This is a genomic window from Flavobacterium sp. UMI-01 (assembly GCF_019656315.1).
Lineage (GTDB): Bacteria > Bacteroidota > Bacteroidia > Flavobacteriales > Flavobacteriaceae > Flavobacterium.
The window spans coordinates 153,583-171,874 of the sequence record NZ_BPLU01000003.1 but is presented as its reverse complement, the minus strand read 5'-3'; the positions used below and the strand labels follow the sequence as shown (position 1 = coordinate 171,874).

The window sequence follows — 18,292 nt, the reverse complement described above, 5'->3', positions numbered from 1 at the left end:
TAATATCGATATTGGGATAAAAGAATTAGGGGCAAAAAAAAAAACAGAAGCAACTTTAAGCTACTTCTGTTTTATGAAATAAATTATTTAATTCGTTCGAATTTCTTTTGAAAAATTATATCAAAAGAATCGGCTATGCCAACTATCCATCGCGGGTACTTCCCAAGACTCATTAAATTCCTGAACGTTATTAATAAGATTATTAAATACAATTGTATTCTCAGTAACCGATTTCTCTTTTACCATTTTTTTGAAATCAAGCAACGGTTTGTGAGCAATATGCTCTCCTTGTTTGAACGTTACATTCATTTTATCCAACAAATCTACATTGTACTTTTTTTCCAAATTTTGAATAAAAACTACTGATGCATCAATCGAACATCCCGTTGCAGCTTGCACTTCTTGATTGACCGCTATAATGATAAATCGGTTATATTTTAATTGATAGGATGCCTCCAAACTAGTTCCATGAGCAGCCCAATTTTCTAAAAATGCTTTTAAATCATTTTCTATTTCAGCAATTTCTACATCTGAAAACTTTCTGTTAGATTGGTAAATCCAAACTCTGGATTCTTCGGGTAAATTTTCAAAAGGTACGTACATGATAATTGAAGATTTTAGATTTTTGATTAAGGATTTTAATTATGATTCAAAGTGAATGTTACAAATCCTGAGCATTCGCAATTAATTCGGCTATGTCTAGTACTTTGACATCCGATTCTTTTTCTTTATTTTTAATACCGTCAGTCATCATCGTATTACAAAAAGGACAACCAGTGGCAATAATTTCTGGAGTAGTTTCCAATGCATCTTCTGTTCGAAGAATATTAACCTCCTTATTTCCAGGCTCTGCATCTTTAAACATTTGTGCTCCTCCTGCTCCACAACACAATCCATTGGCACGAGAACGTTTCATTTCAACTAACTCTGTATCTAATTTTTGAATTAAATCTCTAGGTGCTTCATAAATTTTATTAGCTCTACCTAAATAACAAGGGTCGTGAAATGTGATGCGTTTTCCTTTGAATTGCCCTCCTTCAATAGTAAGTCGTCCGTCATCAAGTAATGATTTTAAAAATTCGGTATGATGTACTACTTCGTATTGCCCCCCTAATTCAGGATATTCATTTTTTAAAGTATTAAAACAATGCGGACAGGCTGTTACAATTTTTTTGGCTTCATAAGCGTTTAAAACTTCAATATTCATCATCGCTTGCATTTGAAACAAAAATTCATTTCCAGCTCTTTTTGCAGGATCTCCTGTACAACTTTCCTCGGTTCCTAAAACAGCAAAAGAAACATTGGCACGGTTTAAAATTCGAACAAATGCTTTGGTAATTTTTTTTGCTCTATCGTCAAAACTTCCTGCGCAACCTACCCAAAACAACACTTCGGGTTGTTGGCCTTGGGCTAGCATTTCGGCCATTGTTGGCACTATAATATTTTCTGACATGGTGTTTTGTTTAATTGGTTCTTTAGTAAAAAGTTTAACCGATTAACCGATTAAACATTTACACTTTTCAATTACATTTCATTTTTCCAATTCAATCGATCTTGCTGGCTGTATTGCCAAGGTGCCCCATTGTTCTCAACATTTGACATCATCGCATTCAATGACATAGGAGCCGCACTTTGTTCCATGACTAAGTAACGACGCATATCCATTATAATTGATAAAGGACTAATACTTACGGGACATTCCTCAACACAAGCATTACAAGAAGTACAAGCCCATAATTCTTCGGGAGTAATATAATCATTCAACAATGATTTATTGTCTGGGACAAATACGCCTTTATTAGCGTCAATATTTTTACCTACTTCCTCCAAACGGTCTCTTGTATCCATCATGATTTTACGTGGAGACAATTTTTTCCCAGTTTGATTTGCAGGACAAGCCGAAGTACACCTCCCGCACTCGGTACATGTATAAGCATTTAATAATTGAACCCAATTCAAATCTTGAACATCACTAGCTCCAAATTTAGTGTGAACCTCACCCTCAGCAGGTGCTGCATACGGGTCTACATTTGGATCCATCATCAATTTGACTTCTTTAGTAACGGCTCCTAAATTATCAAATTGTCCTAAAGGATTTAAATCTGCAAAGTAAGTATTAGGAAAAGCTAATAAAATATGAAGGTGCTTTGAAAAATACAAATAATTCAAGAAGACCAATATTCCCAAAATATGCAACCACCAAGCCGTTCTTTCAATAAGATGTAAAGAATTTTCAGAAAGTCCCGAAAAAAGAGGCGCTACAAATTGCGAAATGGTATTTCCTGAAGCATTCATTTGAAAATGAATATCGGTGGCATTCATTACCAAAAACAAAGTCATCAAAACCATTTCAAAATACAAAATATAATTTCCGTCATTTTTAGGAAATCCTTTTAATTCAGGATTTGTAAATCGTTTTAATCGGATAACATTTCTTCTTAACCAAAAGATTGTAACTGCTACTAAAACCAATAAAGCTAACACCTCAAAAGAACCGATTAGAAATCCATAAAGTGCCCCTATCGAAGCAAAGATTCGATGAGTGCCTAAGATTCCATCAAGTATAATTTCAAGTAATTCAATATTGATAATAATAAAACCTACATAAACGATAATGTGAAGTATTCCTGCAATGGGTCTTTTAACCATTTTAGATTGCCCCAAAGCAATCATTGCCATGTTTTTCCACCGAACAGAAGGATTGTCATTTCTATCGACTGCGATACCTAAATTGATGTTTCGCTTTAATTTTTTTACATTGGTAATAAAATAACCAAAGCCTACTGCAAGCGCAATGACAAAAATGATGTTATCTAAATAGTTCATACTATTCCTTTTTATTATTTGGAAATTGAATCTTTTACCGGTGCTTTATATGGTTTGTTTTTCTTACCAAAAAGAGAAATATTTACATAACGCGTAGGATTCAATCGTAAATCTTGTAAAAGTAACTCTAGCTCTTTAGAAGATTTAGCAAAATTGTTGTACAAAGCTTCATCTTTAAACATTTTACCCATCGTTCCTTTGCCAGATTCTAAGTCCGTCATCATACCATTGACTTTTACCATGGTAGCATTCAAATTTCGGATGGTTTTTCCTAAATCAGCTTTATTGATGGAATCTGATATTTTTGAAAAATTATTTGAAACTTTGTTGAAATTAGTCACCATACCTTTGATTTGGCCTTGATTCTCGTTCAAGATGGCATTCACACTAGCAGAAGCTTTATGAAATTCTTCCATGGTTTTACTCATTTCAGCCAATCCCTTTTTTAAATCTTCTTGCCCTTTTTTATCCAATACATTATTGATTCCTGAAATCAATTGATCGGCATTGACAATTAATTTTTCAATTTTTTCTTGTAAAGGAACCAGTTGATCTCCTAGTTTTTGTGTTAATCCTAAACGAACATTCCCGTTCAAATGATCACCACTCACAGCTAAATTTTTATCTTCAAAATTAGGTTCAATAGCAATTTGTTTACCACCAATAAAGCCTGGCTCGTAAATTATTGCCAAACTCGTTTTAGAAATAGGAAAATCTGTTTTGATTTGTAATTCCACTAATAATTTCCCTGTAGAGGGGTTGATAGTAATACCATTAATTTTACCAATCACAAGACCATTTAGTGTGATAGGTGCTGAAGGTGCGAGTCCTTCTACATTTTCATATTCTACATAGAACGTTTTGTAACTTGTAAAGAGATCTTTCCCTTTTAAGAAACTATACCCCCAAATGAACAATAAAATAGATGCAATTACTAAGATTGCCGTTTTAATCTCTCTTGTTAGTCTCAAAATGTATGAATTTTGTACAAATTTAATATAAAATATTCAGAACTGCCCTTTATTTAATTGCTTCTTGAATACTAACTTTTTTTCCTCCTACAAATGCAGTTATAAATGCATATTCATAACCCTTTGATTTTGCCTCTTCTAACAACTTTTTGGCTTCGTTGTAATCATTAGTTTGACCATACATATAACGATACAAATTATCTTCGTAACTCATCGTAATCGGACTCAAACCTTTGAAATTTTTAGCCACCAAAGGAATTTTTTTACCTATAGCCGAAAGTTGCACTTTGAAAACCGCTCCTGGTTGAGAAATAACGCCATTAGTAGATGAAGTTACCGTATCAACATTCTTTGAAACCGGTTTTGTCGTGTCTTTTTCAACTGGTTTATTTACTGGTTTTGCAGGTGTTTTTACTGTTTCTACCGACTCGGCACCATTACCAAAATATTCATTTTTGTATCTAATAATCGCATTTGTAATGGCTCTAGCAATTTCTTTTTGTCCATTCTCAGAGTCTAAATAGGCTCCTTCGGTAGGATTAGAGATAAATCCCGTTTCGATTAAAACTCTAGGCATATACGCTTTGTGTAGTACCATAAAAGGTGCTTGTTTCACACCACCACCACGTATTTTTTTTCCTAATTTTTCAAATTCATCCTCTACTTTACTCGCTAATGAAATACTATTTTCCAAATATTCTTCCTGCATCAATGTCATACCAATCATGGTTTCAGGTGAATTAGGATCAAAACCTTCGTATTTACGCTTGTAATCTTTTTCCAAAGTAATTACCGAGTTTTCTTTCTTGGCTACTTCAAGATTTGAACTTACTTTGTTCATCCCCATCACGTATGTTTCCGTACCATCGGCCGAGGTATTCTTATTCGCATTACAGTGAATAGAAACAAAAATACTAGCATTTTCTCTATTGGCAATGTTGGCTCTTTCTACCAAATCAATAAAAACATCTGATTTACGGGTGTAATTGACATTAATTTTAGGATACGCTTCGAGCATTTCGCCTACTTTCAAAACTATCGCCAAGGCAATATTCTTTTCAACACGTCCACTATATACTGCCCCAAAATCATGTCCCCCATGACCGGCATCTAAAGTTACTTTAAAAATATTAGATTGACTGTAAGTTGATTGTGATGCTATAATTACAAGAAATGTAAAAATTACTTTAATTTTATTCAAAGCATTCATAAATTATAAAGTTAATTTAATTAAAAAGCTATCGCTATAATTTGTTCAATTGATTATTTTTGGCAAAAAATAATATGTAAGTTTGTCACCTCAAATAACAAGCCATAATTTTTTACAAAAATAGTATTTAAACCTTTGCAGACAAACTTATTTAATATCGTTTTGTTATCAATCCTCCTCTCGATTGGATGTAATAATTTATATTCTCAGGATTTGACTAAAAAGCCAAAAGCTATACCTATTAAAGAAGAAATAAATACAACTACCAAACCAAAGGCTACTGCATTAAAACCGACTGATTCTTTGAAAAAAAAGGATACTACCCTAACCAAAAAACCTTTTTTGGACGGTATTGTTAAATACAAAGCCAATCAATATGCCAAGATAGATCAAAAAAAGAAACTCATCACACTGTACGACCAAGCCGAGTTGTATTATCAAGATGTAGAGTTAAAATCGGGTATTATTGTTCTCGATTACGATAAAAATGAAGTCTATGCCGGTAGAATCAAAGACTCCACAGGCAAACTCATTCAATACCCTAATTTTAAACAAGGAACCAATATTATCGAGCCTGATTCCATTCGGTTTAATTTTAAAACCAAAAAGGCATTAATATGGAATTCCAGAACCGATCAAGGCGAATTTAAAGTAAAAGCTCGAATCACCAAAAAAGAAAACGATTCAGTTTACTTTTTAAAAGGAGCTCGTTTCACAACTTCAACCAATGTGGACAAACCTGAGTATTATTTTCAAACAAGTAAAGTAAAATTTATCCCCGGAAAAAAAGTAATAACAGGAATGACACACATGGTTATTGCTGATGTACCCACTCCTATCGCATTACCCTTTGCCTATTTCCCAATGAGCAAAGAAACAAGTGTCTCAGGAGTCATATTACCTAGCTATAACGATTCCAATACCCGAGGTTTTTCGTTACAAAATGGTGGATACTATTTTGCCTTAAGCGACCATTATGATCTTACCGTCATTGGGGATTACTACACCAATGGAAGTTACGGAATGCGATTTGAGTCTTCTTATGCTAAACGGTATCGATTTAGAGGAAATGTCAACTTTAGGTACGAAAACCTAATCTCTAGTGAACGAGGATATCCAGATTATTCTAAACAAAAGATATACAACATCCAGTGGTCTCATTCTAGAGATTCAAAAGCAAGCCCAAGTTCAAGCTTTTCAGCCTCTGTTAACTTAGGTAGTAGTAAGTATTTCAATCAATCTATTAATCAATCCAATATTGGTTCCAGATTGAATAACACCTTAAGCTCTTCGATATCCTATTCGAAAACGTTCAACACCGTTCCTGAACTCAGAATGTCTCTTACAGCAACACATTCGCAAAATACACAAACAGAAACGATTGATATGACACTACCTACCTTACAATTAAGTGTCGATAGAATTTATCCATTTGCTGGTAAAAATGATACCAAAAAAGGGTTTATCAAAAACATCAACTTACAATACAATCTGAACGGTAGAAATAGTTTTACTACAACCGACTCTTTGTTCTTCAAACCCGAAATGTTTAGAGATGCCAAAGTAGGAGCACAACATAGTATTCCTATTAGTACCAACTTTAAATTATTCAAATATTTTAGTGCTTCTACCTCTGCTAACTACGAAGAAGTTTGGTACTTAAAAACCATTAAGAAAAGTTATGATTTTGACAAAAGTGCCGTTGTTGACCAAATTCAAAATGGTTTTGATGCTTTTCGTACTTATAATTTTTCAGCTAGTTTAGGAACAACCATTTATGGAACTTTTAATTTTGGCGAAGAGAAAAAAATAAAAGCGATAAGACACGTAATGCGTCCTAGCTTAAGTTATAGCTACGTTCCTAGTTTTAAAAAATATTACGACACCTACGCTACAGATGCAAGTGGAACCATGATAAAAGAATACACTCGATTTGAAAACGGAATCTATGGCGCTCCAGGATTGACTAATTCTAGCAATATTGGTTTTAATCTAAGCAATACTTTTGAGGCTAAAGTAACTGACCGTGACAGTACCAAAACGGAACCTAAAAAAGTCATGTTGCTAAACAATTTAAATTTATCTACCAGCTATAATTTGAATGCTGATGGCAAGACCGAATTGGCATTAGCTCCGATACGAGTGAGTGGTGGAACACAGCTTTTTAAAGAAAAAATGAATGTCAATTTTGGAACCACTTTAGATCCTTATGCTATTGACAATTCAGGAACCAGAATCAACACTTTCAACATCAATAATGGTGGTAGTTTATTCCGAATGACAAGTGCCAACATGACCATTAACTATTCCATTTCCAGTACTGATAACGAGAAAAAGGACAAGCCAAAAGATTCACAAACCCAACGAAACGGAGGACGTGAAGACGACTTGTTTGGAACCGCTACTGATTTTGGTAACAATAGAAAAAGTCTTTTTGACGGTAGCGAAGAAGAAGGAGAAGATGTCATCTCTGAATTTTTTCAATCCAAATTGCCATGGGACATGACATTTGCATACTCTTTAACGTACAGCAATAGCAACCGAGAAAAGCAAATTTCAGGTAACTCTATCATGATTTCTGCTAACACCGACTTGACTCCAAAATGGAAAGTGGGCGTTTCTACAGGTTATGATTTTGTTCAAAAAGGAGTAACCTATACCCAATTGCGTTTTGAAAGAGATTTATTAAGTTGGCGAATGAGTTTTAACTGGACACCTTTTGGTGACAATGCCAACTGGAATTTCTTCATCGGTATTAAATCAGGAATTCTTAGTGATATAAAATGGGACAAAAACAGTTCTGTTAGACGCTAATTGCAAACTCCTTTTTGTATCTTTAAAATCTATTTTTCAAACTGAATTTCATAATTTATCTAAAAACAACATCATGAAAACGATAATTTATACCAAAGATGCACCCGCTCCCATAGGACCTTACAATCAAGCTATATTGCACAACGACACCTTGTACATTTCAGGACAAATCGCAATTCATCCTGAAACTGGTGACATTACTACCAACACTATCGAAATCGAAACCATACAAGTTATGGAAAACCTAAAAGCGATACTAAAAGCGGCCAATATGACTTTTGAAAATGTAGTGAAATCAACAATATTCATTACAGATATGAAAGATTTTGGTACTATTAATGCAGTTTATAGTTCGTATTTAAATGAAAAAACCGCTCCAGCACGTGAAACGGTTCAGGTGGCAGCATTGCCAAAAAATGTAAATGTTGAAATCTCTATGATTGCAATGTTATAGCAATTGCATCTAATAATAATTGTGCCGAGGCTTCATTTGTAGCGATAGGCACATTATGCACATCGCATACACGCAACAACATATTAATATCTACTTCATGGGCATGACTGGCCAATGGGTCTTTAAAAAACAACACCATCTTCGTTTTACCTTCCGCTACTCTAGCGGCGATTTGAGCATCACCTCCTAAAGGTCCAGAAAGCATCTTTTTCACCTTAAAACCTGCATTAGCAGCTTTACCTCCAGTGGTTCCAGTAGCTATAATTTTTAATTTTTCATTTTGTAACAGTTCAATGTTTTTATTTAAAAACTGAACCATATCTACTTTTTTGCCGTCGTGTGCAATGATTGCTATTTCCATATTCTTATTCTTTTTCACCATGATATGCAATTAACCCATCAATAGGTCTTCTTAAAACATTCCCTAATTGCAATCCGTATTTATTAAAAATCACCTCTAATTCTTCTTTTAGGTAAAATGCAATTGAACCCACAAAATGAACAGGCACATCATAACAATTGTCGTACTGTTCAATATAATTCTTTACAAAAGATTTCATCCATTTTTTGATGATTTTTTGACAGAATTTATGTTCTTTATTTTGGATTAAAAACTTAGCAAATGTTGCTAAATGTGCATTGGGATTAGGCTCTTTATATAGTTTTGATTTCAAATAATCTGGTTCCAAATTGTATTCTTTTTCAAATGCTTCAGCTAATTCTTTTGGCATTTTATTGAAATAATACTTTCTGATTAACTCTTTCCCAAATACATTTCCACTGCAATCATCCATTACAATATAACCCAAAGATTGCACTTTTTGATGCAAAACGGCACCATCATAATAGCTACAATTTGACCCTGTACCTAAAATACATACAATTGCTTTTTCGTTTTTAGGAGTGGTCGCATATACTGCAGCATAGGTATCTTCTTCGACAACAATCGCTGCCTTTGTAAAATAGCCTTTAAAAACTTCAGTAAGACTATTTTTCATTCTATCCGTACCACAGCCTGCTCCATAAAAAAACAAATGTGTCGCATTGTCTTTATTCTGCAAAAGATCAAAACGATCATTAATACGCTCAATAATTTCTTCTTTATCAAGTACCTCTGGATTTAGCCCCAATGTTTGAGTGGTAAACAAAACTTTTCCTTGCTCATCAATGGCAATCCAATCTGCTTTTGTAGAACCACTATCTACTAATAATTTCATCTCTAATTTTTGTTTTGGTTGTTTTAAGTTCTAAAGTAGCACGCGAGGTGTAAATATAAAAAAATCCCGTTAAATATAGTAAAACGGGATTCTTTCAATATATAATTTACAATAATCAATTGATTATTTTAAACCTGCAATATGAACAGATAAATCAATTAATTTACTTGAATATCCATATTCATTATCATACCAAGAAACTAATTTGAAGAAAGTTGAGTTCAAACCAATTCCAGCTGTAGCATCAACGATAGACGTTCTTTTATCAGAGATAAAATCTTGAGAAACAACAGCATCTTCAGTATATCCTAAAATTCCTTTCATGTTAGTTTCAGAAGCATTTTTCAATACAGACATGATTTCTTCGTATGAAGTTTCTTTTGCTAATTTTACAGTTAAATCTACTGTAGAAACGTCAGCAGTAGGAACACGGAAAGCCATACCAGTTAATTTTCCATTCAAAGAAGGGATTACTTTACCAACAGCTTTAGCAGCACCTGTTGAAGAAGGAATGATATTGATTGCAGCAGCACGTCCACCTCTCCAGTCTTTTCTAGAAGGACCATCAGCAGTCATTTGAGTTGATGTTGTAGCGTGAACTGTAGTCATTAAACCTTCAACAATTCCAAAGTTGTCATTGATAACTTTAGCTAAAGGCGCTAAACAGTTAGTAGTACAAGAAGCATTAGAAACAACTAAATCAGAAGCTTTTGCAGTTTCGTGATTTACTCCCATTACAAACATTGGAGCATCAGCAGAAGGAGCAGAAATAATTACTTTTTTAGCTCCACCTTTTAGGTGCTCGCTAGCAGTATCAATAGTAGTAAAAATACCAGTACACTCGGCTACTACATCCACATCAACTTCGTTCCATTTCAAATCAGCTGGGTTTCTCTCAGCAGTGATACGAATGTTTCTTCCGTTTACATATAATTTTCCTTCTTTTACTTCAACTGTTCCGTCAAAACGACCGTGAACTGAATCATATTTTAATAAGTAAGCTAAGTGATCAACATCTAATAAATCGTTGATTGCAACTACTTCAACATTATCTCTGTTAAAGGACTCTCTAAATACAATTCTACCAATTCTACCGAATCCGTTTATTCCTAATTTTACTTTTGACATTTCTTTGTGTTTATTAATTTGTTATTCATTTTCGTTTTGCAAAGATAGTTTTTATCTTTAAGTTGTCATAATATCTGAAACTCTCAATAATTCTAAATCAATTTCAGATTTACCTTTTATAGCTTGTTCAAGTGGTGTCAACGCTACTTTATTGTTTTGTAACCCTACCATGTAGTTTGATTTTCCTTCTAATAGAGACTCAACAGCACTTACACCTAATCTACTTGCCAATACCCTATCAAAACAAGAAGGAGAACCTCCTCTTTGCATGTGTCCTAAAACGGATACACGTACATCATACTCAGGTAAATTAGCATCAACGTAATCTTTTAATTCGAATACATTTTTACCAATTTTATCCCCTTCAGCGATTACTACAATACTAGATGATTTTCCTGAAGCTTTACTTTTTTGTAAAGATTCTAAAAGTCTATCAAGTCCAAGATTTTCTTCAGGGATCAAAATTTCTTCAGCTCCAGCACCTATACCAGCATTCAACGCAATATGACCTGCATCGCGTCCCATTACCTCAACAAAGAATAAACGGTTGTGAGAAATAGCGGTATCTCTAATTTTATCAATACAATCCACAACAGTATTCAATGCAGTATCATATCCTAAAGTATGAGTTGTACCATAAATATCATTATCAATGGTTCCTGGAATTCCAATTACTGGAAAATTATATTCCGAATTAAAAATCAATCCTCCTGTAAAAGTACCGTCTCCACCAATCACAACCAAAGCATCAATTCCAGCTTTTACGATTTGTTCGTGTGCTTTCTTTCTACCTTCTGGAGTTCTGAATTCAGCTGAACGTGCTGATTTTAAAATAGTACCTCCTTTATTAACTATGTTGTTTACAGAACGAGGTCCCATATTAACAAAGTCACCTTCAATCATCCCTTGGTATCCTCTGTAGATACCTACACATTCTACATTATGATAAGCACATGTTCTAACTACTGATCGAATAGCAGCATTCATTCCTGGTGAATCACCACCTGAAGTTAAAACTCCTATTTTTTGAATCTTATTTGACATTATTTTTTTAGTTGTTTTTAGTTTTAAATTGTAAAAATAGGAAACATATCGCACTTTTACTCTTCATAAAATGCTAAATTACTCACTACCAACAAATTCAAACGTTTTCGTTAATAAGTTTTCGAAAAATCAAAAAAAAATCAATTTAATTAACATAAAACTAATTTTTAGATAATAAACTAACAATTAATCATTAATCAAATAAAGTAAGAGTAAACTGTTTTATTCTAAATGACTTTGAAAAACGTCATTCTTCCTCAGGTATTCTTCCTTCTTGATTGGGTTTGGTTTCTTGTGGTTTTGGTTCTTTCGGTTTTGAAAAATTAATATATTCTGGTGCTAAATTTGAATCTTGAAATTGATCAATATATTGAATACCCGCATTTGATTTTTTATTTGTAAATATTTTGTTTACCAACTCTCTAAAGGTATCAAAATCTACTTCGTAGGTTACCCCTAATCCTTGAGTGTAACCAATACCCTGACCTATATAATTCACATCATTCTCACGGTTAAAAATTCGCAGATTCAGTGTTCCATCATCATTCACGCGGTATTGCACTTCTAAATCCCCCACAACTGCCGACTCATTGATTCCTCCAAAAGGCACCCCAACTTTACCATTAATGGTAAATCGTTCGTTTATTTTGGAAGAAATAGTAGCTACTACCCTACCATCCGTTTCTTTCCCAATTCGCCTGTCAGCGGAAACATAATTAAAGCCCACCTTGAATTTATCTCCATCAGTCTTGATTATTCCTCCTAATAAACTAGATGCTGTTTCAAACAAACTTCCTGAAAAATCCGATTGTGTCACTCCTTCTGAACTTAAAAAACCACCCGAAGACAGCAAATACAACGCTTGAGTTTGCCTCACATCTTTGTCGTAAAGTTTGTATTGAATTTCAGATTTCAATACATTACTCACGGTTGGGAACTCAATATTAAAGTCAGGTTCAGGACTTGCCAAATCTCCTTTGACCCCAATAACAACATTTACTGGCACTTTGCGATTAAAAGAGGAATTTTCTAGAAGAACCGCAGGATTAGCAATCGTTTTATATACAGCTTCTAAATTTAATTGGGCACGCATCGGATTCCCTTCCCACGAAATAGAACCTCCTTTGCGTACATCAAACTTTTTATCAATAAGTCCTCCATATTTAAAATTGTAAGACCCTTCATATGCTTGAAAATTTCCCCACATATTGAATTTTCCTAACGTATTAATTTTAAACAACAAAGACCCGTAGCCCTTTCCTTTCATTCCGTGTCCTGAATTTCTATCCAGAATCACTTCTACCTCCGCATCAGGAGTAATATCTAAGTCAAACTCTAACTCAAGTCCTTTATAATCTCTAGTGTTTTCAACAATTCCTTTTTGAATATTTACCTTTTCCTTGGCAGTTATAAAATGCATCAAACTGTTATCACCCAGACTTTCTGCTTGATTAATTGGAATTTTCAATGTGGATCCTTTTTCTGATCTAGCCTCCATTTTTATAAACAACCCATTAGTAGGACCAGTTATCGAAGCACTACCATCAATAAAAGCAGTTCCATAATAAGCAGCATCTTCGCTATCTTCTGTATTTAATACCAATAAACGTTTGGATGTAATTTCCAAATCCAACTTCCAATCCATAAATTTAGTGTGCTCAATCTTCCCTCGAAGCACTCCTTTGGTACCAAACTTAGAATCTGTAAGCGAATTGTTTCGGATTAAAAAACTTTCATCTAATAAGTCAACAATAGAATTATCAGCCAGCTTATAATCTACATTCAAATAAGGAATTGTCAATCCCGCTTGATCTACAAAAAGCCTTCCACTAATTTTGGGTTGATTTACCGTACCGCTAATGCGAGAATTACCACTTGCAAAACCTCGAATATTTGATAATACCTCACCTCCTAAAGGATTAAAAATTCCTAAATTGAATTTATCCAACTTCAAGTCCAAATCCAAAGCAGCTTCTTTACCTACAATCGTAAAATTCCCTTTTGCTGTAAACGATTCTAAATTTTTGTTTTCCAAAAACGAATCAATAGTAAAACGCTCTAAGTTTTGATCGCCTTCTATACCAAATCGCAATACACCCAGCTCTGTATCATTTATATTTAATTTGTCCACCACTAGAGAAGCTGTAGGCTTATAAACTTCATCATTTTGTAAAAAATGAACCTCTCCATCCAAACTTCCGTTGAAAACAAATTTGTCATCGGCAGGCGTGATTTTAAACAAATCCACATCTTTAAAACTCAGTTTTAAGTCTTTATTTTTTGTTCCTCCGAGTTTTCCTTTTAGAGCAATTTCTTGATCCTGATGGGATAAAACGATGTTATCTATCGTAAAGTTTTTTAATAATTTATCAAAAACGATTTGATTATCGGCAGTTTCTTTTTCATTCAAAAACCACAAATTATTTTTAAAATGCAGTTCGGATTTGCTTATTCCCACCACATTGTCATTATTTTCATTAATGGTATGATACAAGTTCAAATTAAAGTAATCTTCACCTTTTGAACCACCTTTAAATTCAGACCTAAAAAACAAAGTATCTTTATTTGTAACATTGATCAAACTAAAGTCACGTATTTTATAATATTTTGTCTTTATGCTATCCAATTCAAGAAAAGCATTATAGAGTGGGTTTTTATTATCAATAGCAATTCTGATATTATCAAATGTATTGTCTGCGGCAATAATCTTGGGAGACTTAAAGTTCAGCTTGAATTCTTGTGTGTCGGATTTTATGTTCCCTTTGACAACCGTATTGGTCCCTATAGCAATATCAGGATAAAATATTTCAATGATTTTATTATATACTGAAAAATTAAATTTCAAAAATTGTCCTTTACTCACTGGCTCTGGCTTGAAATTGGTGTACAAACTCCCAATAGAATTGCGCACCAAAATACCCAAATCTTTGAACTGAAATTTCCCTACAATTTCACCTTGTACAATGTCTGGAGAATCTAAAATTATAGTTCTAATTTTATCCGCATCAAAACTTGACGTAATCGAAAAATCATCAAAAACATAGCTGTCTTTTGCATTTTGATACGAAGTATTGGTAAAATAAACATTCCCTTGAAGATTTTCAATCGTATTACCTGTCAATTGTACTACCACATCTCCTTTAAACTTTGAAAGCGTGTCTTTTACCAAATGCAATTGATACAAATCGGCATTCCTAACATCGATATGGAAATCGAATCGGCTGTCTTTTTTACTTAAATCTACCAACCCATCAAAATCCATATTCAAATTAGGATCCTCAACGGCTACTTTCCCTCGGTAATACGGAAATTTAAAATTTCCATTTATAGCAACACTGCGATAGTTGTATTTTTTGTAATTAATTTTGGAAACGACACCTTTGACACCTGTGTCCAAATATTTTCTAGTAAAACCAATTCCCTCCACTTCAACATCCATGGTAACCTGACCCAAATCTTTTTCATTAAGCAATATTCCTGCATTAAAATCCTTGGTAATTATACGCCCAGTATAGGAAGCTTTATCGATAAAATCGATTTGATTCATTTGTAAAACGGAATTTACTTGACCAATATCTGAAAGCAACGTAAAATCAGCATCCAATGTTGAAGCGGTTAACTCAATGGCTCCGTTTAAATTAAACTTCCCTATTCGCTTTAATTCAGCAGGTAATTTATCCCCTAATATTTTTGGCAAAATAGGAACTAAGTTATCATAAGACGACGTCACCTTACTAAAATTACCAGTCATTTTAAAACGTTGGTGCTCCTTTCCAAAAATATTTTTGAAATTGATTGCCCCAAACATCCTAGTGACTTGGTCATCGTACAATTGAAGATTATTGAGTGTCAAATTATTCAACGTCCCTTTCACATTCGTAGCCAAAGTAAACGTTAAATTTTTTCCCAACTCTTTATAAAAATGACGGATATCATTTGACGCTACTAACGAAGGGTAAATGGTACCCACAAAAACCACTTTGTCATTAAAATTAGCAAAATCAGAAATTTTGTAATTCAACGTGATATCAGCCTTAATTTTTGATTCTTTGGTTTTAATATCTAAATTTTTAAGCTGAATTTGTTTTTTAGTATAACTGAAATTGGTATTCAATTCCGAAACAAAAGCACCTCGATGGTCTTGAAAAGACATTAACTTGATAACCGTAGTCACATCAGGGCCATACAATTTGAAGTCAATCAGTTTGGCATTCAATCTAGTAAAATCAACGTCTTTAGGGATAACTCGATTCTCATCCGTCAAAACAAAACGACTGTTTACAATATCCGCAAAATCAGCTTCAAATAAAGTATGTTTACCATTAGATGGTTTACCATCATCAAAAGAATTTATAAAAACATCAATATTGGTATCATTTTCTCCTTTATATGTTTTTAAATTGAATAATAAATTTTCAAGGCGAATATTACCAAAAAACAAATCCCCCTCAATCATTTTTTTGACGTCCAAAATATTGGTATTTACAATTTGGCTGTAAATCAGGGTGTCTTTATGGTGGTCTCTGATTAAAACTTCTCTTAATTTCACACCACCAAAAATGTTAATTTTGGCTTTTCCAACATGGATATCTACCCCAAAATCTTTATTCAAAGTTTGAGTGACATAATGAGCGATTTTAGTTTGAACAAATGAAGTAGAAAGAGCAATTCCTAGCAAAAGAATCAGGAGAATTAACCCAATAATTACAATTGAAAATATTTTGATATACTTTTTAATCTTCTTGATTTTTAATTTTTTCTAAAAACAGGATATTGCATCAGGAAAGCGTCTGTCCTTTCACAAAAATTCGCTAATTTTGGCTGCGCCGTAAAATTAAAGAATTTAAAATTCGGTTCGCCAAATATAACTCAAAATTTGTCCTTTTTTATGCAAAATTCCGAGGTTTTTATTCTCGCTATCGAAAGTTCCTGCGACGATACTGCAGCCGCCATTTTACATAACGATAAAGTAGTATCAAATGTTGTTGCTAATCAGTTAATACATACACAATATGGTGGTGTCGTTCCTGAATTAGCCTCTAGAGCTCATCAACAAAATATTGTTCCAGTAATCGATGCCGCCTTAAAGAAAGCCAATATTCAAAAAGAACAGTTGAACGCCATTGCTTTTACCCAAGGCCCTGGACTTATGGGCTCTCTTTTAGTAGGAAGTTCGTTTGCCAAATCTATGGCTCTAGCTTTAAGTATTCCCTTGATCGCGGTAAACCACATGCATGCTCATATATTGGCTCATTTTATAGATGAAGAAGGTTATGACAAACCTGAATTCCCTTTTTTGGCACTAACAATTAGTGGAGGGCATACCCAAATTGTCCGTGTAGATGGTTATTTTGATATGACAATTATTGGTGAGACTACCGATGATGCCGTAGGAGAAGCCTTTGACAAAACCGCTAAAATACTAGGACTTCCTTATCCCGGTGGCCCTTTGGTGGATAAATACGCACAAGTGGGTAATCCAAAAGCTTTCTCATTTACCAAACCTAAAGTACCTGGATTGGATTTCAGTTTTTCAGGACTCAAAACAGCTATTTTATATTTTATCCAAAAAAACAAATTGGCAAACGAAAATTTCATCGAAGAAAACAGAGATGATATTTGCGCTTCGATTCAACATACCATCATCGAAATATTGATGGACAAAATTAAATTAGCGGTCAAAGAAACCGGAATCACTCAAGTGGCGATTGGAGGCGGAGTATCGGCCAATTCTGGTATTCGCAATACTTTGAAAGAAGCCGAGCAAAAATATGGATGGAAAACCTTCATCCCTAAATTTGAATACACAACCGATAACGCTGCGATGATTGGCATTGTGGGTTATCAAAAATACTTATCACAACAATTTGAAACTACTGCTGTAGTGTCAAAAGCAAGAATTCCATTTTAAGTTATGCAATTATTTTACAATCCTGAGTTAACTACAACCACAGAAAGCTTTTCTTTTGACAAAGAAGAAAGCCGTCATATCATTAAAGTTTTACGAAAGAAAGATGGCGCTATTCTTCATGTTACGAATGGATTGGGATTATTATTTGAAACGAAAATAGTGCTCGCTTCTGACACTAAATGTACGGTTGAGATTCTTTCGTTTAGTAAAGCGAGTCCTCCTAAATTCCATTTGCACCTTGCTGTTGCTCCTACCAAAATGAATGACCGCTATGAGTGGTTTTTAGAAAAGGCAACTGAAATAGGAATACAAGAAATCACCCCAATTATTTGTGATCGCTCCGAACGAAAAAACATCAATCAGGAACGCTTTGAAAAGATTATTTTATCTGCTTTAAAACAGTCCAATGAGCTCTTTTTACCCAAATTAAATCCTGCTATTTCATTCAAAGAATTCATTCAGAAATCGAAATCTAGTGGATTACAATTGATTGCGCATTGCGAAGAGACCAATAAAAAAACACTCAAATCTATTTTGAAACCCAATGAGGATGTTACTGTACTCATAGGCCCAGAAGGTGATTTTTCAGAAAAAGAAATTCAATTGGCACTTGAAAAAAAATTCCAAGCAGTATCTTTGGGAAACACCCGTTTAAGAACCGAAACGGCTGCAGTTGTAGCCTGTCATAGCGTGGTGTTTTTTAATGAAAATTAAATA

14 protein-coding genes are annotated in these 18,292 nt (G+C 33.8%); 4 read left to right on the top strand and 10 right to left on the bottom strand.

The genetic code is table 11. The features are described 5' to 3' along the window. Positions 1-120: 120 nt before the first annotated feature. The 5 genes from K5R64_RS01900 to K5R64_RS01880 all read right to left on the bottom strand — a co-directional run bounded on the left by K5R64_RS01900 (position 121) and on the right by K5R64_RS01880 (position 5,007). A complete protein-coding gene (locus K5R64_RS01900; protein ID WP_220760275.1) occupies positions 121-603 on the bottom strand; it encodes an ABC transporter ATPase in 483 nt (160 codons plus the stop codon). 58 nt (positions 604-661) lie between these two features. After that, positions 662-1,453 carry a (Fe-S)-binding protein gene (locus K5R64_RS01895; RefSeq protein ID WP_220760273.1) on the bottom strand — a complete coding sequence of 264 codons (792 nt, stop codon included), beginning with the start codon at positions 1,451-1,453 and terminating at the stop codon, positions 662-664. A 71-nt stretch (positions 1,454-1,524) separates the two neighbouring features. Then, positions 1,525-2,826, bottom strand: a complete 1,302-nt coding sequence (locus tag K5R64_RS01890; RefSeq protein ID WP_220760271.1) for a (Fe-S)-binding protein — start codon at positions 2,824-2,826, stop codon at positions 1,525-1,527. A gap of 14 nt (positions 2,827-2,840) precedes the next feature. Next, positions 2,841-3,797 (bottom strand): MlaD family protein, encoded by a 957-nt coding sequence (locus tag K5R64_RS01885; RefSeq protein ID WP_220760269.1) that lies wholly within the window; start codon positions 3,795-3,797, stop codon positions 2,841-2,843. Between the two features lie 49 nt (positions 3,798-3,846). Next, a complete protein-coding gene (locus K5R64_RS01880; RefSeq protein WP_220760267.1) occupies positions 3,847-5,007 on the bottom strand; it encodes an N-acetylmuramoyl-L-alanine amidase in 1,161 nt (386 codons plus the stop codon). 135 nt (positions 5,008-5,142) lie between these two features. Between K5R64_RS01880 and K5R64_RS01875 the strand changes: the two genes are divergently transcribed. Together K5R64_RS01875 and K5R64_RS01870 are read left to right on the top strand one after the other, a co-directional pair. After that, entirely contained in the window at positions 5,143-7,821 is a 2,679-nt protein-coding gene (locus tag K5R64_RS01875; protein ID WP_255580270.1) for a putative LPS assembly protein LptD, read from the top strand. Between the two features lie 73 nt (positions 7,822-7,894). After that, positions 7,895-8,275, top strand: coding sequence for a RidA family protein (locus K5R64_RS01870; RefSeq protein WP_220760265.1), 381 nt, complete (start codon positions 7,895-7,897; stop codon positions 8,273-8,275). On the opposite strand, the gene K5R64_RS01865 is transcribed toward K5R64_RS01870, so the two are convergent. The 5 genes from K5R64_RS01865 to K5R64_RS01845 all read right to left on the bottom strand — a co-directional run bounded on the left by K5R64_RS01865 (position 8,256) and on the right by K5R64_RS01845 (position 16,342). Next, positions 8,256-8,636: a methylglyoxal synthase gene (locus K5R64_RS01865; RefSeq protein ID WP_220760263.1), complete on the bottom strand. Its 381-nt coding sequence runs from the start codon at positions 8,634-8,636 to the stop codon at positions 8,256-8,258. The genes K5R64_RS01870 and K5R64_RS01865 overlap by 20 nt on opposite strands. Positions 8,637-8,640: 4 nt before the next feature. Beyond that, positions 8,641-9,492, bottom strand: coding sequence for an N-acetylglucosamine kinase (locus K5R64_RS01860; RefSeq protein WP_220760261.1), 852 nt, complete (start codon positions 9,490-9,492; stop codon positions 8,641-8,643). 123 nt (positions 9,493-9,615) lie between these two features. Then, positions 9,616-10,620, bottom strand: a complete 1,005-nt coding sequence (gene gap / locus K5R64_RS01855) for a type I glyceraldehyde-3-phosphate dehydrogenase (RefSeq protein ID WP_220760259.1) — start codon at positions 10,618-10,620, stop codon at positions 9,616-9,618. Positions 10,621-10,677: 57 nt separating this feature from the next. After that, entirely contained in the window at positions 10,678-11,664 is a 987-nt protein-coding gene (gene pfkA / locus K5R64_RS01850) for a 6-phosphofructokinase (RefSeq protein WP_220760257.1), read from the bottom strand. A gap of 247 nt (positions 11,665-11,911) precedes the next feature. After that, positions 11,912-16,342, bottom strand: coding sequence for a translocation/assembly module TamB domain-containing protein (locus K5R64_RS01845; RefSeq protein WP_308443146.1), 4,431 nt, complete (start codon positions 16,340-16,342; stop codon positions 11,912-11,914). A gap of 210 nt (positions 16,343-16,552) precedes the next feature. Here K5R64_RS01845 and tsaD point away from each other — a divergent pair, with 210 nt between their 5' ends. After that, positions 16,553-17,575 carry a tRNA (adenosine(37)-N6)-threonylcarbamoyltransferase complex transferase subunit TsaD gene (tsaD, locus tag K5R64_RS01840; RefSeq protein WP_220760255.1) on the top strand — a complete coding sequence of 341 codons (1,023 nt, stop codon included), beginning with the start codon at positions 16,553-16,555 and terminating at the stop codon, positions 17,573-17,575. A gap of 3 nt (positions 17,576-17,578) precedes the next feature. After that, complete coding sequence (locus K5R64_RS01835) at positions 17,579-18,289, top strand: 16S rRNA (uracil(1498)-N(3))-methyltransferase (protein WP_220760253.1); 711 nt, start codon at positions 17,579-17,581, stop codon at positions 18,287-18,289. Positions 18,290-18,292: the final 3 nt, after the last annotated feature.

Coding starts and splice junctions, on each gene's coding strand:
- K5R64_RS01900 (WP_220760275.1), bottom strand. CDS start 603: ATGTACGTACCTTTTGAAAATTTACCCGAAGAATCCAGAGTTTGGATT.
- K5R64_RS01895 (WP_220760273.1), bottom strand. CDS start 1,453: ATGTCAGAAAATATTATAGTGCCAACAATGGCCGAAATGCTAGCCCAA.
- K5R64_RS01890 (WP_220760271.1), bottom strand. CDS start 2,826: ATGAACTATTTAGATAACATCATTTTTGTCATTGCGCTTGCAGTAGGC.
- K5R64_RS01880 (WP_220760267.1), bottom strand. CDS start 5,007: ATGAATGCTTTGAATAAAATTAAAGTAATTTTTACATTTCTTGTAATT.
- K5R64_RS01870 (WP_220760265.1), top strand. CDS start 7,895: ATGAAAACGATAATTTATACCAAAGATGCACCCGCTCCCATAGGACCT.
- K5R64_RS01865 (WP_220760263.1), bottom strand. CDS start 8,636: ATGGAAATAGCAATCATTGCACACGACGGCAAAAAAGTAGATATGGTT.
- K5R64_RS01860 (WP_220760261.1), bottom strand. CDS start 9,492: ATGAAATTATTAGTAGATAGTGGTTCTACAAAAGCAGATTGGATTGCC.
- gap (WP_220760259.1), bottom strand. CDS start 10,620: ATGTCAAAAGTAAAATTAGGAATAAACGGATTCGGTAGAATTGGTAGA.
- pfkA (WP_220760257.1), bottom strand. CDS start 11,664: ATGTCAAATAAGATTCAAAAAATAGGAGTTTTAACTTCAGGTGGTGAT.
- tsaD (WP_220760255.1), top strand. CDS start 16,553: ATGCAAAATTCCGAGGTTTTTATTCTCGCTATCGAAAGTTCCTGCGAC.
- K5R64_RS01835 (WP_220760253.1), top strand. CDS start 17,579: ATGCAATTATTTTACAATCCTGAGTTAACTACAACCACAGAAAGCTTT.